The organism is Celeribacter naphthalenivorans (assembly GCF_020524585.1).
In the GTDB taxonomy this organism is placed as follows: domain Bacteria; phylum Pseudomonadota; class Alphaproteobacteria; order Rhodobacterales; family Rhodobacteraceae; genus Celeribacter; species Celeribacter naphthalenivorans.
Genome location: NZ_JAIVLK010000004.1, coordinates 281245 through 305708, shown reverse-complemented (window position 1 = coordinate 305708; position 24464 = coordinate 281245). Strand labels below are relative to the sequence as shown.

General features: G+C 55.6%; 20 protein-coding genes and 1 tRNA gene. 5 read left to right on the top strand and 16 right to left on the bottom strand.

Translation table 11 applies throughout. From position 1 onward, the window contains the following. Positions 1 to 59 precede the first annotated feature (59 nt). The 12 genes from LC094_RS10880 to LC094_RS10825 form a co-directional block, all read right to left on the bottom strand. Positions 60 to 1340: an ABC transporter substrate-binding protein gene (locus LC094_RS10880; RefSeq protein ID WP_226552815.1), complete on the bottom strand. Its 1281-nt coding sequence runs from the start codon at positions 1338 to 1340 to the stop codon at positions 60 to 62. Between the two features lie 55 nt (positions 1341 to 1395). After that, positions 1396 to 2163 carry an SDR family NAD(P)-dependent oxidoreductase gene (locus LC094_RS10875; protein ID WP_226552813.1) on the bottom strand — a complete coding sequence of 256 codons (768 nt, stop codon included), beginning with the start codon at positions 2161 to 2163 and terminating at the stop codon, positions 1396 to 1398. A gap of 18 nt (positions 2164 to 2181) precedes the next feature. Next, positions 2182 to 3219 (bottom strand): 2,3-butanediol dehydrogenase, encoded by a 1038-nt coding sequence (locus LC094_RS10870; RefSeq protein WP_226552811.1) that lies wholly within the window; start codon positions 3217 to 3219, stop codon positions 2182 to 2184. After that, the gene (locus tag LC094_RS10865) at positions 3216 to 3749 is read right to left on the bottom strand and encodes a 2,4'-dihydroxyacetophenone dioxygenase family protein (protein WP_226552809.1); all 534 of its coding nucleotides are present in this window, start codon (positions 3747 to 3749) and stop codon (positions 3216 to 3218) included. The genes LC094_RS10870 and LC094_RS10865 overlap by 4 nt, the downstream gene beginning before the upstream one ends. A 19-nt stretch (positions 3750 to 3768) precedes the next feature. Next, entirely contained in the window at positions 3769 to 4515 is a 747-nt protein-coding gene (locus LC094_RS10860; RefSeq protein WP_226552807.1) for a GntR family transcriptional regulator, read from the bottom strand. Between the two features lie 380 nt (positions 4516 to 4895). Beyond that, entirely contained in the window at positions 4896 to 5750 is an 855-nt protein-coding gene (gene nadC, locus LC094_RS10855; RefSeq protein WP_226552805.1) for a carboxylating nicotinate-nucleotide diphosphorylase, read from the bottom strand. Further along, positions 5747 to 7306 (bottom strand): L-aspartate oxidase, encoded by a 1560-nt coding sequence (locus LC094_RS10850; RefSeq protein WP_226552803.1) that lies wholly within the window; start codon positions 7304 to 7306, stop codon positions 5747 to 5749. The genes nadC and LC094_RS10850 overlap by 4 nt, the downstream gene beginning before the upstream one ends. After that, positions 7306 to 8274 (bottom strand): quinolinate synthase NadA, encoded by a 969-nt coding sequence (nadA, locus tag LC094_RS10845; protein WP_226552801.1) that lies wholly within the window; start codon positions 8272 to 8274, stop codon positions 7306 to 7308. Before nadA ends, LC094_RS10850 begins: the two co-directional genes overlap by 1 nt. Before the next feature lie 80 nt (positions 8275 to 8354). Continuing rightward, the gene (locus LC094_RS10840) at positions 8355 to 9239 is read right to left on the bottom strand and encodes an NUDIX hydrolase (RefSeq protein ID WP_226552799.1); all 885 of its coding nucleotides are present in this window, start codon (positions 9237 to 9239) and stop codon (positions 8355 to 8357) included. 358 nt (positions 9240 to 9597) lie between these two features. Continuing rightward, positions 9598 to 10509 carry an HNH endonuclease gene (locus LC094_RS10835; RefSeq protein ID WP_226552798.1) on the bottom strand — a complete coding sequence of 304 codons (912 nt, stop codon included), beginning with the start codon at positions 10507 to 10509 and terminating at the stop codon, positions 9598 to 9600. Further along, positions 10506 to 12032 (bottom strand): AAA family ATPase, encoded by a 1527-nt coding sequence (locus LC094_RS10830; RefSeq protein WP_226552796.1) that lies wholly within the window; start codon positions 12030 to 12032, stop codon positions 10506 to 10508. The genes LC094_RS10835 and LC094_RS10830 overlap by 4 nt, the downstream gene beginning before the upstream one ends. Beyond that, positions 12032 to 16921 carry a DEAD/DEAH box helicase gene (locus LC094_RS10825; protein WP_226552794.1) on the bottom strand — a complete coding sequence of 1630 codons (4890 nt, stop codon included), beginning with the start codon at positions 16919 to 16921 and terminating at the stop codon, positions 12032 to 12034. The genes LC094_RS10830 and LC094_RS10825 overlap by 1 nt, the downstream gene beginning before the upstream one ends. Positions 16922 to 17388: 467 nt before the next feature. On the opposite strand from LC094_RS10825, the gene LC094_RS10820 reads away from it, so the two are divergent. From LC094_RS10820 to LC094_RS10810, 3 genes are all read left to right on the top strand, one after another. Beyond that, a complete protein-coding gene (locus tag LC094_RS10820; RefSeq protein WP_226552792.1) occupies positions 17389 to 17937 on the top strand; it encodes a helix-turn-helix domain-containing protein in 549 nt (182 codons plus the stop codon). Between the two features lie 385 nt (positions 17938 to 18322). Beyond that, positions 18323 to 18799: a conjugative transfer protein MobI(A/C) gene (mobI, locus tag LC094_RS10815; protein ID WP_226552790.1), complete on the top strand. Its 477-nt coding sequence runs from the start codon at positions 18323 to 18325 to the stop codon at positions 18797 to 18799. A 3-nt stretch (positions 18800 to 18802) separates the two neighbouring features. Then, a complete protein-coding gene (locus LC094_RS10810; protein WP_226552788.1) occupies positions 18803 to 20029 on the top strand; it encodes a TraI domain-containing protein in 1227 nt (408 codons plus the stop codon). A 422-nt stretch (positions 20030 to 20451) separates the two neighbouring features. Here the strand turns inward: LC094_RS10810 and LC094_RS10805 are convergent, their stop codons facing one another. After that, the gene (locus tag LC094_RS10805; protein WP_226552780.1) at positions 20452 to 20733 is read right to left on the bottom strand and encodes a hypothetical protein; all 282 of its coding nucleotides are present in this window, start codon (positions 20731 to 20733) and stop codon (positions 20452 to 20454) included. Positions 20734 to 20961: 228 nt separating this feature from the next. Here LC094_RS10805 and LC094_RS10800 point away from each other — a divergent pair, with 228 nt between their 5' ends. Next, positions 20962 to 21552 carry a hypothetical protein gene (locus LC094_RS10800; protein WP_226552778.1) on the top strand — a complete coding sequence of 197 codons (591 nt, stop codon included), beginning with the start codon at positions 20962 to 20964 and terminating at the stop codon, positions 21550 to 21552. 96 nt (positions 21553 to 21648) lie between these two features. Then, the gene (locus LC094_RS10795) at positions 21649 to 21939 is read left to right on the top strand and encodes a hypothetical protein (protein WP_226552776.1); all 291 of its coding nucleotides are present in this window, start codon (positions 21649 to 21651) and stop codon (positions 21937 to 21939) included. Positions 21940 to 22076: 137 nt separating this feature from the next. Here the strand turns inward: LC094_RS10795 and LC094_RS10790 are convergent, their stop codons facing one another. The 3 genes from LC094_RS10790 to LC094_RS10780 form a co-directional block, all read right to left on the bottom strand. Beyond that, positions 22077 to 22883 carry a hypothetical protein gene (locus LC094_RS10790; protein WP_226552774.1) on the bottom strand — a complete coding sequence of 269 codons (807 nt, stop codon included), beginning with the start codon at positions 22881 to 22883 and terminating at the stop codon, positions 22077 to 22079. Between the two features lie 146 nt (positions 22884 to 23029). Beyond that, positions 23030 to 24199 carry a tyrosine-type recombinase/integrase gene (locus tag LC094_RS10785; protein WP_226552773.1) on the bottom strand — a complete coding sequence of 390 codons (1170 nt, stop codon included), beginning with the start codon at positions 24197 to 24199 and terminating at the stop codon, positions 23030 to 23032. 147 nt (positions 24200 to 24346) lie between these two features. Continuing rightward, positions 24347 to 24436 (bottom strand) — tRNA-Ser (locus LC094_RS10780). Positions 24437 to 24464 lie beyond the last annotated feature (28 nt).

Below are 24464 nucleotides of genomic sequence, written 5' to 3'. Positions count from 1 at the left end.
TTTTCTCCATCGCGTTGGAAAGAGGCCCCTCAACCCGCCCTGCGGATTGAGGGAGAGACTCAATACGTCAAAGGCTGCACTTCGCCTTGAACGGGAACCTCTGGCGCAAACTCATTGTCGCAAATGACCAGATTCAGCGGGAACTTGTCGCCTTTGACCCATTGACCACCCGCCGTGGGCGTCATGCAGGTGTTCGGAAGCGGCCCCGTCTGGAAGTTGATCGGCCCCACAACGGACACCATATCGGTCTCGTTGAAGGCGGCCTGGATCGAGGCCGGATCGTCGAGATCCTGCACACGCTTGAGACCGTCGAAAATCACCTCGAACAGCGAGTGACGATAGGCGAGCGGCATCGACCATTGGCGCCCGGAAGCCGCCTCATACTCATCCGCCAACTCCTGAGAACTCTGCCCTGTCATGGTCGAAGCATAGGGATAGCTCGGCGCCCACCACACCTCGGTGATCAGCCCTTCGGCACGCGCGCCAAAGGGTTCGATCGCGGCCGGGAATTGAACCGTCTTCCCGGCATAGACCAATTTCGGCTGGAATTTCTGCTGAGCGGCCTCGTTCCAGAAGGTCGTGAATTCAGGCGGCGGAATGACACCGTAGATCAAGTCGACGCCGTCGGCTTTGAACTGCGAGACCGCTGCGGCATAGGAACTCAGCGGCATGTCAAACCGGCCCGGGTCCGAGAGACCGTACCCGAGGCTGTCGAACAGCGGCGGATAGCTCTGCGCGAAGGCATTGCCGTCGCCGTCGTTCGGCCAGAGCGCGCCGACCATCTTGTCGGACGCAATCTGACCGAACATGTTGAGGTTCGTGCCCGCCGACTGCGTGCCGGAAAAGAAGAAATGGTTCGTCCATTCAAAGCCGACGTCGGGATCGCCCCCGCGCGCCTGGAAATAGGGTTCAAGCGGCGTGTCGTTGGTGACACAGGGCACGCCATTCAACTCGCACATATCCGAAACGGGCACGGTGGTTTCGGGGGTCGCGGCGGCGATCATCAGATCGACACCCTCATCGAGGATCAGTTGGGCCGCGACTTCGGACGCCCTGTTCGGGTTCGACTGGCTGTCCCGCAAAAGAATTTCAAAAGGGTACTGGCGCCCGTCGATGGTCAGTTGACCGCCGGTGGCCTTCTGCACCTGTCCGAGCACGAAATCGACGTGTTCAGAGAAAAAGGCCAAAGGCCCGGTCTGCGGCATGACCATGCCGATTTTGATGGTCCGCTCCGCTGCAAAGGCTGGGCTGTAAAGACCCACCGCCGCCGCAGAGGCCGCCCCTGCTTTCAGAAATCCTCTGCGATTTAGGTGAGCTATGTTGTGCGTTTTCTTATTCATAGTTTTCTCCTCTCTTGGTTTCCCGGTCTCCTCCGGCCGGGTATTGCGTCTTCACTCAAGCAACCGAGTAGCCTCCATCCACCGGGATACTGACGCCAGTGATGTATTTTGATGCGTCGGAGGCCAGAAAGACCGCCACCCCGGCAAGATCTTCGGGCTCTCCCCAACGGGCGGCTGGTGTGCGTGCCAACACCCGTTCGTTCAGACCCTCCATCTCACGACGCCCTTGCGCGCCGAGGCCCGTGTTGATCCACCCGGGCAAGATCGCATTGACTTGAATGTCTTGTTCGGCCCAGGCCACGGCGAGGCTCTTGGTCAGCTGCACCACGCCCCCTTTGCTGGCGGCATAGGCGGGGACTTCGCCCGCACCGAAAATCGAATACATGGAGCCGATATTGATGATCTTTCCACCGCCCTCGCGCAGGCTGTCATAGGCCAGCTTGGAGAGATGGAAGACGCTGCGAAGGTTCACGGCGACGTTGAGATCCCATTGCTCCATGGTCATCTCTTCGGGCCGACAATGAATGCCGATGCCCGCGTTGTTCACCAGAATGTCCAGCCGCCCGAAGCGCTCAAGCGTCTTGGCCATCAGGGCCTCGGCCTGCTCGGTTGACGTCACATCGACGGCCAGCCCCATCGTTTCCGATGATGTTTCGGTCGCCAATCTCTGTGCCACGGCCTCCGCTTCGGTGCCATTCAGGTCCGCGATGACCACATTCGCACCTGCACGGGCCAGCGCTGTCGCGATCCCCAAACCGATGCCCGACGCACCGCCGGTGACCACCGCGACACGTCCCGTCACGTCAAAAAGTGTGCTTTGCATAGTTCCTCCTGTTCGGTTTCAGCCGTTCGGCTGTACCAAAATCTTGATTTCTTCCGGTCGCCCCAAAAGCGCCTCGAAGCCGTCCTCCACGGCTCTGTCCAACGGCACCTTTCGGGTGACGATCTGCGCAGGCGCGAACCGGCCCGTCGCAATGTGGTTCATGAGATCCGGGTAGCAGTCACGATACCCGAGCGTCGTCAACAGGCTCACTTCCCGATTGACCATGTCGAAGAGGTTCATCTGGGCCGTTTCAACGAAGAGGCCCGCGAGAATAACTTTGCCGCCTTTCCGCGTCGCCGTAAGCGCGGCATCCAGCGCCGATTGCACGCCCACCGCCTCGAACACCACGTCGAAGTGATTGGCCGTCAGAGCGTCGTCGCGCGGTGAGAACGCCCTGTCCGCCCCCAATGCCAATGCCTTGGCACAACGGGCCTCGGACATGTCGGTTGCCACGATCTCGGACGCGCCGAACAGCTTTAGGAGCTGGACCAGCAGAAGACCAATCGGCCCTGCCCCAACCACAGCACAGCGTGCTCCGTAGACTTCGCCCGCGCGGTTGATCGCGTGCCGCGCGACCGCAGCCGGCTCCAAAAGTGCGGCGTCCTCGAAGGACACCCCGTCCGGCAATCTGTGCAACATATAGGCGGGAACGGCGGCTTCTTGCGCCATGCCACCATGCCCCATCAGCCCCGCGAAACCCCAATCGTCGCACAGATGGTAATCTCCGCGCACGCAGGCCGTGCAGACACCGCACCGATATTCCGGCTCGACCGCAACGCGATCACCGAGTGCGATCGACTGCACGTCAGACCCGACCTCAATGACGGTTCCGCAAAACTCATGTCCGATCACAAGCGGCGCCTTCACGCCGGAGAGACGGTGCGGTGTGACCGTCGGGATGGCCTGCGGCCCCTGCGCATATTCATGCAGATCACTTCCGCAAATCCCGCAATAGGCCACGGACAAACGCACCTCATCCGGTGCAAGCGGAGGACGCTCACGCGCCTCCACCCGCAAATCCCGCCGCCCATGCCAGTGAAGGGCGAGATGGCTCACCGGATGAGGCCATCGATGTAATCTGCGCCGATCCCGATTTTCTCGTAATGATCACGGCACATTTTCAGGTAGTCGTGGACATCCATGTAGCCTTCAACTTCGCCGTCTTGATCGAGCCAAAGCAGCGGCCCCTTCACGATGAAAAACGCGCGCATCGGATCGGGATGGTCATAGGCCACAAGCGTGTGCCCCTCGCCCGGAGACTCGTAGATGAAATCCCCTGCGGTCGCGGTCCAATCGTGCTCGAGATAGCCCCACTTGCCACTGATCGTGTAGGCGAACACTTCGTGCGGGTGATAGTGACGGTTCACAAGACCCGCCTCTTTCGCCATCAGGATATCGCACCATTTGTTTTGGCTCGGCGAAATCCAGAGCGGCCGGGAAAACACCGTGTCGGTGAAGGGCACGAAATATTTTTCGTCCGCGTCAGCCACATTGCTCATGTAGACATCGCGACCGGCGTCCGGCTTGAACACCTCTGCGATGGGTTTGATATCTTTCCAAAACTCGTTCACTGCAGCTTCAGGCATTTTTCCTCCAATTTAGCTTTTATTCTGCGGCGACCACGGAAATCCCGAGGCCCCCGATGAACTTGTGAAATGGCATCTGGCGGTATTCAGGCCCCAGCCCGAGCACCCCCTGCACATGTTCGATGCCGCGCAACGCTTTTTGACTGTGCGTGCGCATCAGCAATTCCGCCGCCATTCCGTCCCCCGACAGCATCGCGGCCAAGACGCTCTGATGCTCCGCCAGCCCGGATTGCACGGTCTGAATGGCAAAGTCGCGATCCGACGCGAACACCACGCGGTTGATCTGGACGGGCATATAGGCCAGCGTCTCAATCGACCGAAAAAGGCTTTCATTTTTGGACGCAGAAACGATTGTTTCGTGAAAAACCCGGTTCGCAGCCGAATGGTTATTCAGGAAATCATCCGACAGTTCGACATGCCGCGCGAGCTGGCCGTAGTCCTTCAGGCTTTGCTCAAGCGTGTCACGCACATCGCCGTCCACCCCCTCGCGCGCCACCATACCGGCGGCAGCGCCCTCGAGGACCGAGCGCACAACATTTGCGCCCCACACGTCTTCGACGGTGATGCCGCGCACGGTGTACCCCCGATTGCTTTGTCCAATGACCAGATTCTGAGACGCCAGCTGCAACAGAGCGGCCCTGACCGGCGTCCGCGACACCCCCAGTGCTTCACAGACTTTCAGTTCAGTCAGCCGCTCTCCGGCGTCGAAGGCGCCATTCAGGATCATGCTGCGCAATTTGCTATAGACGGTTTTCTCTTGGCTCATATGTATACAATGAGTTGATTCCTGACGTCGATCAATGCTGTTTTTGAACATGTTCACCATTTTTTTAGTGAAAACAGGCTATTTTTTGTATTGACCCAGAATACTTTGTATACATTCGAGGGTGGAAAAAGTGGCATTTTGGGAAGAATCCAAACACGCCCTTAGCCCCCCACGGCAGAACCGGGTGACAAAGGGGGCAGCGCGCGCCCTCAAGGGGCCGCAGCTCGATATGATTTTGGAGAGAGTTGCCGAAAACTCGGGACTAGTCCCGACTGAACCGCGACGGCGGCGAAGGGCACGCAGTCCTGCGTACCCCTATGAAAAGGCCGATTTTTTCGCGAAACGTCCTGGAGGGCAGCCTTGCTGACCTACGCCATCCCTTATTCCGGCATGAAATCCAGCCCGATATCCAGCACCGGCGCGCTATGGGTGATCCAGCCCAGAGAGATCAAATCCACACCAGAAGCCGCCACGGAAGCCGCCGTTTCCGGCGTGATGCCGCCCGAGGCTTCGGTGATCGCGCGCCCATCCACCATGGCCACGGCCTCGCGCAACATCTCAGGGGACATGTTGTCCAGCAACACGGCGTCCGCGCCGATTTCAAGCACTTGGGCCAGTTGATCCAACGTGTCCACCTCGATCTCGATCTTCACAAGATGCCCCGCCACAGCCCACACACCTTCAAGCGCCGGGCGGATCCCACCGGCCAAAGCGATATGGTTGTCCTTGATCAGAACCGCGTCGGCGAGAGAGTAGCGATGATTCATCCCCCCGCCCGCGCGCACCGCATATTTCTCCAACGCCCGCAGCCCCGGCGTGGTCTTGCGCGTACAGGTGATCGCCGCCTTCGTGCCAGAGACCGCGCGCACCAGCTCCGCCGTGACAGAGGCGATGCCGGACAGATGCCCCATGAAATTAAGCGCCGTGCGTTCGGCAGTCAGCAAGCTCCGCGACGGGCCTTCAAAGGTGGCGATATGGGTGCCGGGCGACACGGGCGCACCATCTTCGACGAGGCGAGTAAATTTGATCTTCGGATCGACGAGGTGACAGGCAATTTCGGCACAATCGAGGCCGGCAATGACGCCTTGCGTGCGGGACACGGCGGTGACGACCGAGCGATGCCCGGCGGGGATTGCCCCCATCGACGTGATGTCCCCGGCAAGGCCGAGATCCTCTTCAAGCGCGCGGCGCACGACGGGTTCGATCATCAGGTGAGGCAGAGGAGAAAGGGTCACGTCATATACTCCGAAACGAGGGGAGGCTTGGCCGGGCCCAGATCAGCGGTCGCGGCCAGAATGTCATCAAGGTCCATCCGGTGGCGGATGGGTTTGCTCAGTAGGTTCGGAAAATCCCGCCGCGCATGTCCGCCCCGCGTCTCCAGACGCAGCGCGGCAAAGCATGCGATCGAGAGCGCAACGAGCGCGGGATCAGAGGCCGGGCCGTCATCCAAGACCAGCGGACGCAAACGGCGGATCGCGTCGTCAATCCCGGCCTTGTCACGGATCAGCCCGAGATGGTTGGAAACGATGGGGCGAACAGTATCCACGTCGGTGCGAGGCAAGGGCTGGGCCAGAGCTGTGCGCAGAGCCCCTTTTGTCGCGGAAGCCGGAGTTTCGCCTAAAGCCTTCGCCGCACGGCGCGCCATGACCACCGCCTCCAAAAGAGAGTTGCTGGCGAGCCGATTGGCCCCATGCAGCCCCGTCGCGGCGCATTCTCCAACCGCCCAGAGGCCCGCAAGACTTGTGCGACCAAAGGCGTCCGTGGCCACGCCGCCCATGTGGTAATGCGCCGCCGGGCGGACCGGGATCGGGTCGCGCGCGGGATCAATCCCTGCCTCACGGCACAGGCGGTCGATGGTGGGAAAGGCTGTGGCAAATCGCGGACCAAGCATGCGGGACGCATCGAGATAAACACGCTGCCCCTGCGCGATCTGGGCATGGATCGCACGGGCCACCACGTCACGCGGGGCAAGCTCCGCCCCTTCAGTGTCCTGCATAAACCGCGCGCCTGCCCCGTTGAGCAGCCACGCCCCCTCGCCCCGGACCGCTTCGCTGACGAGGGGCAGCGGCGTGCGCGGGACATCGAGCGCGGTGGGATGGAATTGCACGAACTCCATATCGGTCAGAAGCGCGCCTGCGCGGGCGGCCATCATGACGCCCTGCCCGACATTGCCGGAGGGGTTGGTTGTGGCATCAAAGAGACCGCCAAGACCGCCGGTCGCCAGCACCACCTGCGTCGTGGACAGAATGCCCGCCTCTGTCTCCGTCTGAAGCAAAAGCCCGGTGACACGCCCTTCTTCGGTGAGCACTCGGCGCGCCTCCACGCCGGTCAACAGCGTGATCGACGGCGTCCGGCGCACGGCTTCGGCCAAGGCCAATGTGATCGCGGCACCCGATCCGTCGCCACCTGCATGAAGGATGCGGCGCCGCCCGTGGGCCGCCTCGAGACCGAGGGAAAAGGTTCCATCGGCCTTGCGGTCGAACCGCACGCCGTAGTGTTCCAGGGTCGCGATTGCATCGCCCGCGTCCGAGAGAATCCCTCGCGCCACCTCCTGATCGCAAAGCCCCGCCCCGGCCGCGAGCGTATCGGCAAGATGCAGCTCGGGATCGTCATCCGGCCCAAGACTTGCGGCAATGCCACCCTGCGCCCAGAGACTTGAGCTTTCGCGACCAAGTTCGGCGCGGGTGACCAGCACCACGGGCCGAGGCGCCAGTTCGAGCGCTGTCATCAGGCCGGCAATACCGCTCCCGACAACGACGACCTGGCCCGCCAGCTTTTCAAGGCTCTGCATCAGACTGCGAGCATGCGCTCGACCGCGCGACGCGCATCATCCGCGACCGCAGGATCAATGGTCACTTCGTGAAGCCCGGTCTCAAGCGTCTCGCGGATGTTGCGCAGGCTGATCCGTTTCATATGCGGACAGAGGTTACAGGGCCGCACAAACTCCACATCCAGGTGGTTCACCGCCACGTTGTCGCTCATCGAACACTCGGTCAAAAGCAGCACGCGCGCGGGTTTTGCCTCCCCGACATAATTCGACATCACCGCCGTCGAGCCGGAGAAATCCGCCTCTGCGACGACCTCGGGCGGGCATTCGGGATGCGCGAGGATGGTCACGCCGGGATAGGCCTCGCGCATGCTGCGCACATCTTGCGGGGTGAACAGTTCATGGACTTCGCAGTGACCCTTCCATGCGATCAGTTCGACATCCGTGTCCCGCGCGACGTTTTGGGCCAGGTATTCATCCGGCAGCATCAGAACCTTGGGCACGCCGAGAGATTCGACAACCTGCTTGGCGTTGCCGGAGGTGCAGCAAATGTCGGAGGCGGCTTTGACGGCGGCGGAGGTGTTCACATAGGTGACGACCGGCACATCCGGATGCGCGGCCCGCAAAAGTGCGATGTCTTCCGGCGTGATCGACTCCGCCAAAGAACAACCCGCGCGCATGTCCGGGATCAGAACGGTCTTTTCCGGGTTCAAGAGCTTGGCCGTTTCCGCCATGAAATGCACGCCCGCCAGCACGATGACATCGGCCTCGACGTCCACGGCTTTACGCGCCAGAGCCAGACTATCACCCACGATGTCGGCCACCCCGTGAAAGATTTCGGGGGTCTGGTAATTATGCGCGAGGATGACCGCGTTTTTCTGTTTTTTCAGCTCGAGAATGGCCGCAATGTCATCCTCAAACAGCATCCAGTCCGGGTGCGGAATGATTTTGGAAACGCGGTCGTAAAGCTCAGGCAAGCGCATGGTCGTCATAGGGTCCTCCTTGTACTCGATTTGAGTACATCCGAGGCATGACTTATTCTCCATCTGAGTTTATGTCAAGACCATGACAGTCAGTGTCGTGAATAAGGGAGGCGCGCGCCCGAAAGGCTGCTCGCTTCGACGACGGCGGGCCGGTAGCGGAACAGCTTGGCAGGCCGCCCGCCCGTCTCACTCGACATCTCGCCGGTTTCCTCGATCAGGTTCTGCTGATCGATCTGCCGACGGAAGTTCGATTTATGCAGCCTCACCCCCGCCAAGGCCTCGGTCATCCGCTGAAGATCCAAGAGCGTGAAGCTATCGGGCATCAATTCGAAGACCACGGGGTAATATTTGATCTTGGCCCTGAGCCGCGTGATCCCGGTGGCCAGAATGCGCCGATGATCGCTCGCCATTTGACGACCGAACCCCGCCACTTTCTCAAGCTCGGCCTCATAGATCAACTCATAGCGTTGCAAGACCAGATCTTCGTTCCAGAGCTGACCATTGAGCCCGAAAAGAAAGTCGACCCTCTGCCTACGGACCTCGTGATCGCCAGCCCAGTCCAAAAGCCGCTCTGAGAGACCCGTCAACAGATCAGGACGGCCGTCCCGGTGATCTTCCCACGGGAAATATTCATACCAGCTGTGCCACTCCGGGCGTCCGGCGCCGAGGGCCACCTGTTCGCGGACAAGCCCCAGATATCCAATCGAAATATGTCGCGTTTGCGCCGCACCGGTCCCGGCATCAAGCGCCCGGTCACGATCCGCAAAGGTATAGAGCTGTTCCAGATATCCGACGGGGTGCCCGGTCTGGCTTTCCACCCAGGCGCGCAGCCCACTTTGCAGCGTGCGATGGCTCGTCTCAAACGGCCCTGACGGCAAGGCTTCCCCGGCATCAATCGTCATGACACGCGGCTCATTGTCCGTCACAGCGACGAGAACGGCGATCAGTTCGGCGTATGCGAGGCTCTCGGACACGAATATTTTCCTACGGCAATGAATGTCTTGTGTCTTTGCGGGACTGTCGGGTTTTCATTTACCGCGTCATGTCTGGTTCCGATAGCTCTAAGACGCGAAAATTGACCATTTAGTCTAGTCTCACCGTCTGCCCGCTCTGGGAACCCGTGAAGCCTTTGAGGCCGACAAGCCAATTGCCAGCCCCTGCCTCAGGGCAGGAAAGCAATACCAACTCTTTTGATGCAGGTAGAGTGTCGGTATCTTTTGCCACGCAAAAGAGCCTAATGGCGGAGACGAAGTCCGCCCAGTAAACCTATCAAGTTCTGATTTTAAGTTAATAATTTTAAAGATAAATAAAAACATACCACACTTCATACCACTACGGCACAAAGAGCACCTCCTCCTCCTTGTCGACCAACCGCTCGCGACTACAGAACCAATCCGACGCCGCCAATGCCGCATACAGGGTCCGCTTCCAGCCATTGATCGGCAGACTACTTTCGTCAGCCACCGTTTGCAGGTGCGCCTTAAACTTTTCTGCACTGAGCCAAGACAAGCTAGATTTGCGCTGTGAAATTAATGGGGTTACCTCAGATGAGACACGAGACCGGTATCGCGAGGCCAGTGAACAGTCATCGAAATGAGCCTTTACACGAGCTTTATCGATTTCTGACCAATCTTCAGGCGGAACGACACTGAAGTTCGCCATAACCGGCAAATCTTCAACAATTTGAGCCGACGTCCATTTCACGTTGAAGAAATGAGGGGAATCTAAGTAGGGGTGCAACGGTTGCTTTTCGCGTTCAGTAGGGAAGTTATCACCCATTCCCTTATTACACACACTACAAGCGGGCACTAAGTTCAAGGGCAGAACGGAATAAACAGGAAATCTTGATTTCGGCAAAAAGTGATCGGCCGTGCCAAGTTCTCCGTCAAAACCTATGTCACCAACACCACCACAATATGGACACTCATCATGAGCCGCGAGCTTGATAGCGTCGTAAATGTCACGTGGCCTTGCCTTGGATTTCACGACGCCACTGTCGTACAAATTGACTAGATCACCCTTTGTAAGCTCTCCGGCAACTTTAGCTTCATCATGTCCTCGGCCCCATCGAGGCAATGCGCACCATGACACTGCAGCGGTTTTTGCCGCAAAGTCATTAAATGCAGAAACCACTTTATCCCGATTATTTTCGAACTTTTCGCGAAGTGCATCGTCGGTAAGACCGTTAACACTCTCGTCAAAAAGTTCCGTGGCTCCAAAAGGCGGTTGGGGCAGATTTCTCATTGCTTCATGTCATTTTCATCGCGATTTGCAACCATTGCGCGAAGAATTCCCCTTGCCTCGGCACCGAGATGTTTGCCAAGCGTTTCCAGGATATCATCGTAGGTCCCGCCTCGCTCAACCAAATGGCGCAACACGTTATGAAAACCGGATTTTTCAACTTCAAGACCGAAAACCTCGCGGGTTAGAACACCCACATTCTCCCCAAACGTCTCAGTTTTCGGCCTCATTTTATCTGAGCTCCGCCGCTCCCGAAAAACCTTCCACACACAGGAAGCGGGAATTTCCTGAAGGACCACGGGCGAATGGGTAGCAATAATTGCGACAGCGTTTCTAGTGAATAGCAACTGGCTCAAACTTCTCATCAAAGCAGATAATAGAGGGGGATGTAGGTGCCCCTCTGGCTCGTCAAAAAGAACCAATGTCTTCTCTTCTACGTTCGCAACGAGCAAAGTCATGATCAGAATTACGATCGTATGCCCAGAACTCATTTTCTTGATCCGGCGCAGCGCAATATCCAAAGCCTCATTTTCGCTCAGATCTACAAGCTCAAGAAGCCGCATTTCTTCAAAGTTTTTATCACTTTGGAGCGTTTCAACCGCCTGAATCCAACGACTCTTTCGTCTTGGCTCCCCAAAACAGATTTTGAGCCCCTCTATAAATTCCTCGTAAAGCTGGTCTTTCGATTTTGTTATGGTTTTGCCGGAGTCAGAAAGGTCCGTCAGTCCGATGTACTGGTATGTCTCCTCCTCATTCTTTGCGGGAAGTTCAAATGGATCGAATGCACTAAAGGCGACCGACAGGACCCGATTAAAATAGTTCCCAACGATACGCTGCGGCCCATGCCACTCGTTTTTGTAAAAGTAAGAGGCACTCTCCTCTTTTTGCAGGACTGAATTCACCATTTCAGTCAAGAGTGTGGTTTTACCCACGCCATTTCGCCCGATCAAAGCGTGCATGTTCGTGCTTGGTGTGGAGTTCGCGGAAACTTTAAATTGAAGGTCGAACCCTGCGAACTTTTCAGTTTGTGGCATCTGAAAGCCAAAATCGAAATCGGTCAGCTCAACATCGCCGCGTAACACGCTCGCATATTGATCGCGAATTCGGCTAACAGTGACCGACCGCAAATGACTTGTTTGAAACACCTTTTCGTGCTCAACACGCTCCAAGTGATCCAGGTTCCAAACGACATCTTGCAACCCTTCCAGATATTGAGCGCGCCAGGCTTCACTGAAGTCAGAATGAAGCTGCCTATAGTATTCGACTCCGATGCCCAGAGAGAAGAATTCTTGCGAAAGTGCCTCGAAACCTTCCTCAAGCTTTTTATAGGTTTCAACGTCAGTAGTTTGACCGACGAAACCTATGCGAATATTTGGCAACTCGGCACCGACTCCATTCTCGTCGAAAACATAGACATGAAAACTGGTGACATACGAATAGTCGTTCCAATGATCGATCGTAAGAAAAACTTCGTTTTTCCCGCTGCGTGGCCTAGTCACCTTCCGGGGCAGAACATGAAATCTCATCACTCAATCTCCAGCCCTGGCAGGCTGTTCACTATTTTCATCGTCTCAAGGCTCACCGTGATCACCCTCTGGAACAGCTCCAGCGGATAGCGCGGATCGCCGACAGTTTCGTTGGCATAGTCGTTGGCGTCGTTTACGATGCCGCTGGCCTTGTCGGCCTTGACCACCTGGCGTTCCATCACCCATTCCAGCGCGGGTTTGCCGTTGACCACGTAGTCATAGGCTTCCAGCGGAATGTTCTGCATGGTGATGTTTTCGTTGTAGATGACGGTAGTGCGGTCCTTTTCCTTGCCCTTGCCACCGAACTTCATCTTTTTGACGCGGTAGAATTTCGCAGGCGTGGCCTCGGCCTCGGGGATCAGGCGGTGGTCGCCTTCCTTGAAGGTGACCATGTAGGGCGTGACGGTTTCGAAATTCACATGCAGATCGCCTAGGGCGCGACCCGCGTCGCGGAAGGCGGCGAAGTCGGCAAAGGTTTTCACCGCCGGGATGCGGGGGAGCTGTTTGGCGAGGTTGTTGGCGAAGCGCTCGCGGTAATCGGGCGAGTGCAGCAGACCGTAGATGTAATAGAACAGGTCTTCCTTGCTGATTTCTTCCCCCGGATAGGCAGCTTGGAAATGCGCGAGACCTTGATCGGTGATCGCATCGCGGCGGGTGAGGCCGCTCGTCTGATCGCCCGAGGCCGCGAAGAGGCCGTCATCGGGTTGGGTTTCTTCATAGAGATAGAGGGGGAAGCATTGATTGTTATCTATATCGGCAAAATTGTAGTTCGGGACGGAGTCAGCCATCAAGCTTGAAAACGCTCCGCGATGGCCCCTACCTGAGACGCAGATTGTCCGATTTACGCCTTCACCAACCCCAGAAGGTGGATAGAAATCCTTCCAAGAACCCGGTCGTTCGATCAAGTTTTCGTCAAAGTAGAAATGGCGCTTGTCGAAAGGCCTAAACATGCCGATGCGAAACTTCTCTCTCGATATCTGCTGACCTTTACCGGACTCGATCAGCTTGTAGGCCTTGTCAGTCCAGCTAAAAAAACTTGGGTCTTTTTTAACAAAGTCCTTGGCAGGAAGGGGGGTTGACGAAGAGGTAAATTCGTCAAGCTGCTGATTAAAGAAGTCAACGCTTCTAGAAATTTGACCTTCAAGCATCGCTACTGACGAAGCATAGATCCATGCGTCACGGTTCGTTTTTAGGCCGCCAGAGTATCTTGAGAATACACTGGCGCCGTTTTTTGCAGCGATTTCTATATATTTATCGAAGCTGCGATCCACCTGATCAAGCCAATCATTATTTTCATCCGGCGTGATATTTTTCCAGCCGTTGGCTTTCGAAATGCCATCAACTGAGCCAAAGTTCCGAATGATCGCCAGCTTTTTCTTCTGGTCGAGGTAGTCGCCGATGTCATGAAAATGGATATGCCCGAGTGCGGTGGCGTCGGGATTCTTGACGAGCACCGAAATCGCAATCGGCGCACGGCTGCCCGACCCGAAAATCTTGCCACCTTCCTTACGCGAAATCTCTCCGGACGTTCGCTGATTGCCGCGAAGATGGAAGATGTGGAGATCGCTGAACTCTTCGGCGAGGCATTTGCGCATCCCATCAGCGGCGTTCCCGTCGATCCAACTCGCATTGGTCACGAATGCCATGACGCCAGCATTGCCAATCCGATCACTCGCCCAACGGAAGGCTCGGATATAGCTGTCGTAAAGCGAATTTTTTAGGGTTGCCGTCGAGTGCGCGGCATAGGTGTCGCGGATTTTTGCATCCAATTGCGGATAGGCGATGTTCGCAGCGTTATCGTTCGCGCTGTTCTGCCCTGCGGAATAAGGCGGGTTGCCAATAATCACGCGGATATCCAACGCCTTTTGCTTGGTCCGGCGCTCCGAGTTATCGGGCAGAAGGTTGGCGACCATGTCGCGTTCCTGCTCATACATCTGGAAGGTGTCGGTCAGCAGGATGCCCTCGAACGGGTCATAGGGCGCGTTGGCCGAGAGCGAGCCATAGGCCAGTTCGTGATAGACCGTCTCGATGTTCACGGCGGCGATGTAATAGGCCAAGAGCACGATCTCGTTGGCGTGGATCTCGTGCTTGTATTTGTGCTCCAACTCGTCCTGCGCGATCAGGCCCGATTGCAGCAGGCGGGTGATGAAGGTACCGGTGCCGGTGAAGGGGTCAAGGATATGCACACCCTTGGAGCCGAGCGTCTGGCCGAACTGCGCTTTCAGCACGTCATTGACCGAGTGGATGATGAAATCCACCACCTCGACAGGGGTGTAGACGATGCCAAGCCGCGCGGTCAGCACGGGGAAGGCCGTGCGAAAGAACTTGTCGTAAAGCTCGGTGATGAGCGTCTGGCGACCTTGGGCGGTTTTCACATCCGCCGCGCGGCGTTCCACGCTGGCGTAGAATTTGGCGAGGCTGTCGGATTCCTTTTCCAGATTGTGCTCATGGAGCTGACCCAGCACGATCTCCATCGCGCGGGAAACGGGGTTTTCCTTGGTGAAGCGGCTGCCTTTGAAGAGCGCATCAAAAACCGGCTTGGTGATGAGGTGCTGGGCCAGCATCTCGATGGCTTCGGCCTCGGAAATCTCGGGATTCAGGTCGTCATGCAGTTCTTCGAGAAAGGCGAGGAAGGCGGTGCGTTCGGGCCCACCCTTGGCGATGATGGTTGTGATGCGCGTGATGTGGGTCTGGGCGATCTTGGCGATGTCCTTGGCCCAGGTATCCCAATATTCGCGGGTGCCGCATTTTTCGACGATCTTGGCCATGATGGCGCGGGTGAATTCGTCGAAGACCATTTCGGTTTGTTCGATGACCGCATCGCTTTGGCGGCGCTCGGGTGCATCGCTGCCGATATCCGATTTTTTAGCCGCTTTGGATTTTGAGGTGGCGAAGTCATCGACCACGGCGGTCAGTTCACGCAGCTCGGATTCCGAGGAGATGCGGACCAGCTCCACCTTGTCGCTGATGTCTTCGCCAATCTTGGCTTGGTTGATGCGGGCGTCTAGGCGTTCGTCGTGGGCGCGCAGGGCGTTGAGGATTTGCCAGACGACCTTGTAGCGTTCGTTGTCGTTCAGCGCCTCTTCGGGCTTGGTATTGGGCGGGATGGCCACGGGCAGGATGACATAGCCGAGCTTCTTGCCCTCGGCGCGGCGCATAACGCGGCCAACGGATTGCACAACGTCGATCTGGCTCTTGCGCGGGTGCATGAACATGATGGCGTCAAGCGCGGGCACGTCCACCCCCTCAGAGAGAACCTTGGCATTGGTCAGGATGCGGCAGGTGTCGTCGCCCGCATCGGTCTTGAGCCAATTCAGCATTTCCTCGCGCGCGCTGGCGTTGAAGCTGCCGTCGATGTGGCGGACTTCGGTGTAGAGGTGGCGGGCGTCGTCGATCAGCTCGTTGCCGGTGTATTCCTCAACGACTTGAGTGAATTCGTTTTGGATCGCTCGCGATTTATCAATGCTTTGGCAGAAAGCCAGTGCGCGGCGCATAGGTCGCGGGTCGAATTCCAGATCGGCAGCTAGATCGGATTTCGTTAGAGCCTTGTAGCAGCCGATAATCTTGGTTGCGTCGTCCAGTTTGAGTTCGGAGCTTTCTTTGAGGCGGTTCTGAATGGTGGTTGAGATAAGCCCCTCGTCCACCGCCAGAACGACCACTTTATAGTCGGTCAAAAGCTCGTTCTCGATGGCCCAACCGAACCCGCGATGGAACAGATCTTTGCCGAACTTGGTCTCATCGTCCATCGAGGCCAGCTCGGCGTCGTGGTCATCGGCCTTGCGCTTGGCGGCATCCCCAAAAATGCGGGGTGTGGCCGTCATGTAGAGCCGTTTCTTTGCGGCCACATGGTCATTGCTGTGAATGCGGACAAAGTTGCTGTCGTCCTCGTCCTTCAACGTGACGCCGGTGGTGCGGTGCGCCTCGTCACAGATAACCAGATCGAACTCGGGCAGCCCGTATTGCTTTTGCGCCCGCGTCAGCACGTCAATCGAATGATAGGTCGAGAAAACGACCGTCATCTTGTCGGCGGGTGCATCGTTGACCTGACGGGCCAGCCGCTCTGGGTCAGTCGTCGCCGGGAAGGCCAAATCATGCACGTTCAGATCGAGGCTGTCGGCATCGGCATTGCGCCCGACTTTGGTATCGGAACATGCTGAGAATGCGGTAAAATCCTCTTGGCAGTCGTTCTTCCATTCGCGCACGGTCTGCGACATGAGCGCAAGTGAGGGCACCATGAAGAGCACACGCCTGCCTTTGCCCGCGATGGTTTCGGCAATCCGCAGTCCGGTGAATGTCTTGCCTGTGCCGCAAGCCATGATCAGCTTGCCGCGGTCGGCTTCTGACAAGCCGTCCATGACTTCTTGCAGCGCATCGCGCTGGTGGTCACGAAGCTGCTTCTTGGGCGCGAGGCTGATCGTGCCGGTGCGGATGAACTGCGACCAGTCGATCCGGCTCGACTCAAGCTCGTTGATCCCGATCCGGTTCCAGTCCTTTGACAGCTTGTCGAGGGTTTCTCTGGCGTTCCTGCCAAACTCCTTGCGGGTGGTGTCAGCGATGATCAGGCGTGTGAACAGATCGTTCGAAGCCGCCGAGATGAAGCTGTCGATGTCGGGTTTCTGGATGCTGTGGTTCGGCGCGTAGAACTTGCACTGGATCGCCGCGTATCCCGATCCATCCGCGAGTGTAGCAACCAGATCAATCCCGGTGTCCGCCTTACTCCACCCCTGCGCTTTCGCCCATTCGGAGAACGGCACCACCTCGGAGTAGAATTGCTTCTGCGTATCGTCGTTTTCAAGGAAGACGCGGACCAGCCGCTCAAAGTAATCGCCCTTTTCACGCTCATTTTGCGATGCCGCGCGATATCCCTCCAGAAGCTCGTGCAATTCCATTCTGCTCCCCCGAAAAGCCCATTATTTTGAATAATTTGGCTGCGTTTTTAGCGCCCTTTGCCATTTCACACCAGTACCAAATGCACATCGGCCCCAACGAAAACCACCCAAAAATAACCGTTAAAAATGATTGTCAATATGTTTTTTAGAAAAACATCGAAACTCCAACTCCACTCGTCTTCCTAACCGTTTGAGGCGCAGCCATCGGAAATCTGCGATGCTGATTCGTGACGAAAAACATCAGCATGTTCGCGGAGGATTGAAATGGAACTGTTTGAAAATGAAAGGCTATATGACGATGATGATGTCGAGCTAGACGTGCTCGGAACACGACAGAAAAGAGCGCGCTGGAGACACGAACATCGCGGACCGAGTTACATAAAATTTGGGCGGCGGGTGAAATATGCAGGCTCAGACCTGAACACGTGGCTTTTGAAAAATAGAATCACAACGGAGGGGCAATAGCAATGTCTGACCTCCGTCCCTTCAAAGAGGTTCAACTTCAATGGCTGCGCCTTTTGGTCAAAGACACCACTTTGAGCGCGCGCGCTGTGCACTTTGCGGTCTATCTGGCTGTGCTTCGGTACAACGATAACCGTGGCAAAGCATGGCCTTCCCACGCGACCGTTTGTAAAGATTTGGGGCTCAAAAGTGAGAAGACCGTCCAGCGCTTGGTCCGCGAACTTGACAAAAATTGGTTCGAAATCAAGCGTGGAAGCGGGCAAGGCCATTCCACGGAATATACACCTTCCATTTCATCGCGTCAGGCGGCCCAAGAACTTCGCGAAACAGAAGAAGCGGACAAAGTGGTCCTCCTTCATAAGGCTAAACCCGGACATTCTTGTGCGAAGAGCGAGACAAAAATGTCCCACGTAAGTGGACAAAAATGTCTTGGGAAAAAAGAAAAGAAAAAAGACCCCAGTCTATTGATGCGGCGGAATGGCAATCTCATGCCACCCTCCAGTTGGTTCCGGCTGGCCAGAGCATTTTTGAGCGCACATGGGATGAGCGCCTAGCCCGCGAGGGTATTTCACCGCTGAATGAACTTATCGTCCAACTACGCGACGAGCACGGGAGAAGCTTTTACCGCTTGCCGGGCCGTTGGCCAAAGCCTGTTGAATCGGACGGTTGGACCCAGCAAGTCAAAATCATTCTCGATCTCGCCTCAACGAACAACAAGACTGGCCATCTCAAGATAAAAGGGGGCGATGCACGATGAATGACCTGTCACTTGCCCGTCGTGCGCTTCCTGTTTCTCGTCCCACGATGCGACGGCCCTCGCCGACCGTAACATTAAGAACAATGTCGCGAAATGCTCGACGCATCCAACTCAGCAGCCATGAAAAGCACACCGCTAAATCTGGTCGTCATTTTAGTTGTCTGTGTGTGTGAGGACAAGTGATGCATGACGAAGAAAATAAGGCACCGATAACCTCCGTCGACTTGGCTTTCGAATTTGAAAAATGTCTCCTCAACTGGCTCCCCGAACTCGAAGCAGTGTTGATCGAAGACGCCCAGACCCTTCGAGACCAAGCGGTTGAACTTCTCACCGAGTATCGCAAACGCGAGGGCCAGAGCGTGAACCTAGGCGTCATCGTCCGGGTCAGAGCCGATATGTTGGGGCCGCGGGTCGAGTGGGTCAAGTTTCGTGGAAAAAGTCGCAACATCAGCGGACAAAAGTTCACTCCCACGGAACCCGTGAGGTTGCGCGGCAAGTACCGATATAGCGCTCGTATATTTGCCGATTTCCCCAGCGATATTCGGGAAAACCTTATCGAAATCGAGCGTCAAATGGCGGTGATCCGGTTCCGCACTGAGCGTCTCGCAGAGCTGCGCAAATTCTGCCGCTCCAAACCAAAATATGACTTCGAGGATTAACATATGCTGCATTTACAAGATGATAGCCATGCCCTGAGCTTCGGTCGATATTACCGCGCGTCGCGGTACCCAATTTTTCACCCCGAACTCACGCTCCAGTCTTACCAAAAGCTGATCCGTCTGGTCGTCAATCGCCTCGATTTGTTTCGAGCTGCGGACAAGCAACTTATTCACCAAATGATCGCGAATTGCCTGCGCTATATGATGTGCTTGCCCGCCAGCAGCACGTTCCATCACAGAACGGCTGGAGGCTTGTTCTACCACTCGCTGGAGACCGCCTCAATTGCGGCAACATTGGCCGAAGATGAAGAAAATTTCGATCAGAGCTTGGTGATTGCTGCCTTTATTGGTGGTTTGCTGCACGATGTCGGCAAGGTTCTCACCACTTTTCATGTCTATCCGGCTCGCCTCGAAGAACAGGATCGAGGGTTCGGTGAGTTGAACCAGCCAGAGCCAATTGGTTCAAAGTGGGATCCGACCGAAACGACGATGTGGGACTGGGCCCAGAAACACAGCGTCACTCATGTGCTGTTGGAATACCAAAGCTCTCGTCTCGTGCGTGGCCACGAGGCCGCTGCATCTGATCTATGGCGGTCGATTGTCCCACCAGAGCTGCTGTCTTCGCTGCGATGCCTCAGCACGACCGCAGTGTCGTTGCTCGAAAATTATCTGGAACATATCTCGTTTCATGATCCGCTCGCACAACTTATCAAGAAAGCGGATCACCTCAGCGTCGACCGTGATATCAACCCTCGTTTTCGCTGGCAGCCAAAGCGCTCAGACCTACACCTGTTGCGGCGTTTTCTCGAGTATGCTGCCCTCTGTCCGTGGAACAAATACGGCGGGTCGTTTTTGCTCGCTGATATCTATGTCGACGGCAAAGATACCGGGCAAAGCCTGCCGTTTTTCAAAATGGAAACATTGGATATGATCTTATTCCGTGATTATCTTTTGGCCGAGGACTGGTATGGGCACAGCTATCCAGACCAAGCAGACTTTGGGATTCTCATGCCGATTTTGGAGCACTATGGATATCTAAACCCCAAAGTGCCGAATATCACCGGTTTTGAACTTGAGCGCTGCCTAACCCGTTACAAACCCGCCTTCATGGCAACGACATTTTATCCCCGCGAAGAAATTGGCGCTGATCGAAAGGTACCATTGAGCTATTTTCCGATGGGCACAAGAATAGCCCCGGCGGGATTGCCGGAGGTGAGACTGCTGCTCTGACCGCAGAAAAAGGCTTAGGAGGGAAGTTCTCGCGCAACAAAAGCAGCTTGCACGGGAACTTCTCTCATACCTGTCGAGAGATCATGTTCAACTGCGCTGCACGCCTGCAAGCCAAAATCAGGCAAATTCAGCCAGATCGAAGAAAGTCGGACGTAAAAAGAAACATTTGACCTTCGCCAGAGAAGTTACAACGCAACAATTTCCCGCCTTGCAAAGGAAGTTATATCCACACACAATAATAATAAAATCAATGCGTTGACACAGAATTATATTCACAGAATGATCTCTCTAAATCTGCCCGATTACGCTTAATAGCGCTCATGACGGCGATCAATTTGAGTATTGGAAATTCTGAGATGTTTAGGTCCTCAGCATACGATAAAGCGCCATGGCAGACGCACATGCCCTCGATTGGTGACCTCTCAGAACAACAGGTCTGGTCCGTCCTCCGTCACCACATTCTGCTGCCAGTATTTAGGGAATGTGGTGATGCTCTTCGGTCTCATGGTCGCCAAATAAAGATGCAAGATATACATGAAGATCTCTGTCGCGCGGCTGTTCTGAGCTGGGATGGCAGTGGCAATCTGGATCATCACAAGGCTGGTCTGCAATTTGCCTATCGTGGCGGCGACTGTATTGCGGTGTATCTCTGCCTCGTAAAGTTCGAAGACGGAAACCGCCATCAGGCCAGTCTCGGCGGACAATCCTTCGCACTTAACACCGCACATTTAACAGATGCCCTGCAAAACTTCTGCCTCTGCATGATTGATCGAGCACGTACCGCAGAGCGTTCCACTCTTGATCAGGCACGCTGGGAGCAAAGCCGAATACGGCCAAGACAATTGTGCTGAAACCAGCCCTTACAAAGCACCCAATTCTTGCCAGCCACGCAGTTCGTTTTTGAGCCAGCATTTTTTCAGAAGGAGACCAATATGAACCTCAACCCCAAATTTATCATGGCAGTGTTATTAACTGGTACATTTGCACTGGCAGGCTGCGGAGCGCCAACGGTGGAAACGAAACGTGCAGTGACAACCTATCGCGTCACGGGGCTTTCAGCCTCCACTGTCACTGATGCCACTGTGGCTGCAGTAAAAACACGCGTAAGCAGCGCCAATGTGCAGCGCTCAGTTACCCCTGCAAGTCTACCCGCTCAACCGGGCGCGCTGGAAGTCAAGGATGCGCTGGCCGGAAGCAATCTCGGTGCATTGACCGGGGGAGCTCTGGTTGCAACCTGTGATGGAGCCATGGCCGTCATCCGGGCCAGTGACCGTGATTTTGCGGGCTATGGCGAAAGCACCGGCTACACGGTTTGCGTCTGGCCATACCGTGGCGGTGTGAATGTCGATGTCTACAGCAGCTTTACCGAAAAAACAGGGGGTGTTTCACCCGCCGAGCTCGGCAAGCAACTCGCCAGCAGCGCATTTGGCAACAGTTCCCAGTTCATTGGTAAAATGCATGACGGAATTGTCGCGAGCCTGCAGAAGGCGGGCGGCACAGTGACAAAACTCGCGCAGAGATAACCCCAATTCGGTGCCGCTCAATCCGGCGGCACCGTGCAATGCTGTCAAATCGAGAAACGTCCACTTTAGAGCCAGGAGATAAAAAGGAGTTCGACTATGGAAACATTGATCCTGATCGTCATTCTGGGGGCCATCTATTACATCTACGGCGATATTAAGCTCGAAGATTTGTTCAACGCTTATGACAATGACATAGTTGACGATAGCGAAGACGACACAGTTGTCTCCTCGAAAAACGTCCATGACAATACGATGTCAAAAAGAGCTCACACTTTCACTGTCGGCGGGCTTACAAGTGGCGACTATTTAGTCCAAGCGAGAAGCACAAAATATGCTGAAGATGAACATCAGCGACACCATGAGAGCTTGTTTGCAGAAGACAGGTAATCCAGCGTTGTAGGTCAGGCTCCACCAAAAGGTGGAACTCAAATCATTTTAGCTGCTCAATCAAGACTTCTGAGGAAACGCTTATTGCATTCGATTGTTGAAATAGGGCCAACTTATCGTCGCCATGGTTCGGCATTTCACACGCAGGCGAAAGGCACCCATTCTGGCTTTTCGTCAGGAAATGGCATAATCATAAGAGGTTGAGCAGGCATGTCCTCCAGCTCCAAATTAGCCGGACAAGCCAGTGTATCTTCAATGAAGTCTAGGTAATCTATTCGCGTCAGCCTAGGATTCAAGAAATATTCTTGGAAATAAGCCAGCATTTCATTGTCTTCGCTGGCTTGCATAGCTTTATTTGCCGGGGCTCGGCTATCAGTCCCAATGCCCATGAGATCATAGACTGACCGTAACGTATCATAAATGCTCAGTTTCCCCGATTCCGGCCCCCAATTTATATTATTAGTTTTCACCAATTTTCTTCCGGAGAAGCGCTCCAATATAACTCGAAGAGCAATCGCAACTTGAACCGGAATATCCATGTCATGCGATCTCATCGCATCCCGAGTTTTCTGCAAAACATCCATCCCGGCATCATTTTGCTGGAGCAGATCCTCGCACATTTTTATGAATTTCTGAGCGATATTGCTGTCGTCGGGGAAGTGCGGTTTCACCTTCGCCGCTGCAGCAATCGCTCCCTCAAAAGATCTCGATAACGCAGCCTTATCTTTAAGTTCATGAGAAAATGAACTCAATCGGGTTTGTCCTACTGCGATTGGCACACTTGTCACGCGTGCCTGCAGCAATAAAGCCACGCAATTCATTTCTTCCGCAGGATCTTCAGTTTTCAATTCAAGCTTTAACAGCAATTCTTCCAAATCGACTGCCAGCTTCATTCGTGCGCGAGTTACTTCCCCTTTTTCGACAAAAAACTGCTCTTCTTTCATATCGCACCTCGAAAACATAACATGAACATCCATCAGACATTAAGTGTCTAAGCTTTGTTTTGAAAGAGTTCATTTCTGTTCGGTACGCTTCGCCTTGGTTCAGTCACCAAGCAGAATATTTAGCGGCAAGCTTTGCAGGCTCAGCATTACCCAGTAACATAGGAACACCACTGCTCCATTAGAATGCGCCGTTTCTCCAACAGGTCTGACCGCGCATAGGCGCGCTCGACATCCGACCCCACCTTGTGCGCCAAGCTCATCTCAGCCACCTCGCGGGACACATCAGGCCGCTCTGCAGCCCAATCGCGGAAAGTCGAGCGGAAGCCATGCACGGTAATCCCTTCGATCTTCATGCGTCGCAGAAGCATCAGCATGGCCATGTTTGACAACGGCTTGTGTCGTTTCTGCCCCTCAAACACCGCCTCTGATCGCAGCACCTTCAATGGCTCCAATATGGCGATCATCTGGGGTGTCAGGGGGACGCGGTGTTCCTCTCCGGCCTTCATCCGTTCATCCGGGATCGTCCAGAGCATCGCATCGAAATCAAACTCGTCCCAACGGGCCTGCAAGACCTCGCTGGTCCGGCTTGCAGTCAGGCAGGTGAACATTAGCGCTTTTGCCGCTGTGGCGTCCCGCGTCGCAAGGTCGGCATAGAAGGCGGGCACATCTTGCCAGCGCATCGCCTTGTGGTGCTGCACCTTCTGTTTGACGCGCGGCAACACCTTGGCATCGCGGATCGTGTTGACGGGGTTTTCGCCAGTGTAGAAGCCCTTCGACTTTGCCACATCCAGCACGGCCTTGATCCGTTGCGCAACGCGCTTGGCTGTTTCGTGTTTCTCGGTCCAGATCGGAAGCAGAACCTGCAACACCTCGGGCTGCCCGACCTCCGATACCGGCAAGCGCCCGATCTTCGGGAAGGCATATTCAGCGAGCGTGTTGATCCATTGCTGCCCGTGCTTGGGATTCTTCCACGTCGGCAGACGCTCAATGTGAACCTGCTGGGCGATCTCTTCAAAACAAGGCACCTCTTGACGGACATTGTAGCGCGGATTGAGGCCTTGCTTCGCCATGCGGCGATATTCAAGCGCACGGTCACGCGCTTGGTTCAACGTCACGATGTCCGCGCCACCCAAACCAAAATCGGTGCGCAGGGGTTTGCCTTCCCGATTCCGCTGCCCCTTGACGGTGACGCGCACAATCCAGCGCCGTGCGCCGCTGGGGTCTACCACAAGATAGAGACCGTTTCCGTCGCCATGCCGACCGGGACCAAGCGTTCGCACCAGATTCTTGGTCAGTTTGCCGCTATGGAGAGCCATGGATATACCACATTTTATACCACCCATTGAACAGAAATGAGTGTAATCGAAGAAATTCGAAGATCAACAACGAATGCATATAATCAAACAAAAACAGCGCCATATGGCGCTGAGTAGGTCTGAATATAACTGTATGAAAATGGTGGGTGGCGGAGACGAAGGGATTCGAACCCTCGAGACGGTTTCCCGCCTACTCCCTTAGCAGGGGAGCGCCTTCGACCACTCGGCCACGTCTCCGTCGACCCGTGTAATGGAGCCGTCACAG

Coding starts and splice junctions, on each gene's coding strand:
- LC094_RS10880 (WP_226552815.1), bottom strand. CDS start 1,340: ATGAATAAGAAAACGCACAACATAGCTCACCTAAATCGCAGAGGATTT.
- LC094_RS10875 (WP_226552813.1), bottom strand. CDS start 2,163: ATGCAAAGCACACTTTTTGACGTGACGGGACGTGTCGCGGTGGTCACC.
- LC094_RS10865 (WP_226552809.1), bottom strand. CDS start 3,749: ATGCCTGAAGCTGCAGTGAACGAGTTTTGGAAAGATATCAAACCCATC.
- LC094_RS10860 (WP_226552807.1), bottom strand. CDS start 4,515: ATGAGCCAAGAGAAAACCGTCTATAGCAAATTGCGCAGCATGATCCTG.
- LC094_RS10850 (WP_226552803.1), bottom strand. CDS start 7,306: ATGCAGAGCCTTGAAAAGCTGGCGGGCCAGGTCGTCGTTGTCGGGAGC.
- nadA (WP_226552801.1), bottom strand. CDS start 8,274: ATGACGACCATGCGCTTGCCTGAGCTTTACGACCGCGTTTCCAAAATC.
- LC094_RS10835 (WP_226552798.1), bottom strand. CDS start 10,509: ATGAGAAATCTGCCCCAACCGCCTTTTGGAGCCACGGAACTTTTTGAC.
- LC094_RS10830 (WP_226552796.1), bottom strand. CDS start 12,032: ATGAGATTTCATGTTCTGCCCCGGAAGGTGACTAGGCCACGCAGCGGG.
- LC094_RS10825 (WP_226552794.1), bottom strand. CDS start 16,921: ATGGAATTGCACGAGCTTCTGGAGGGATATCGCGCGGCATCGCAAAAT.
- LC094_RS10820 (WP_226552792.1), top strand. CDS start 17,389: ATGTCTGACCTCCGTCCCTTCAAAGAGGTTCAACTTCAATGGCTGCGC.
- mobI (WP_226552790.1), top strand. CDS start 18,323: ATGCATGACGAAGAAAATAAGGCACCGATAACCTCCGTCGACTTGGCT.
- LC094_RS10810 (WP_226552788.1), top strand. CDS start 18,803: ATGCTGCATTTACAAGATGATAGCCATGCCCTGAGCTTCGGTCGATAT.
- LC094_RS10800 (WP_226552778.1), top strand. CDS start 20,962: ATGAACCTCAACCCCAAATTTATCATGGCAGTGTTATTAACTGGTACA.
- LC094_RS10795 (WP_226552776.1), top strand. CDS start 21,649: ATGGAAACATTGATCCTGATCGTCATTCTGGGGGCCATCTATTACATC.
- LC094_RS10790 (WP_226552774.1), bottom strand. CDS start 22,883: ATGAAAGAAGAGCAGTTTTTTGTCGAAAAAGGGGAAGTAACTCGCGCA.
- LC094_RS10785 (WP_226552773.1), bottom strand. CDS start 24,199: ATGGCTCTCCATAGCGGCAAACTGACCAAGAATCTGGTGCGAACGCTT.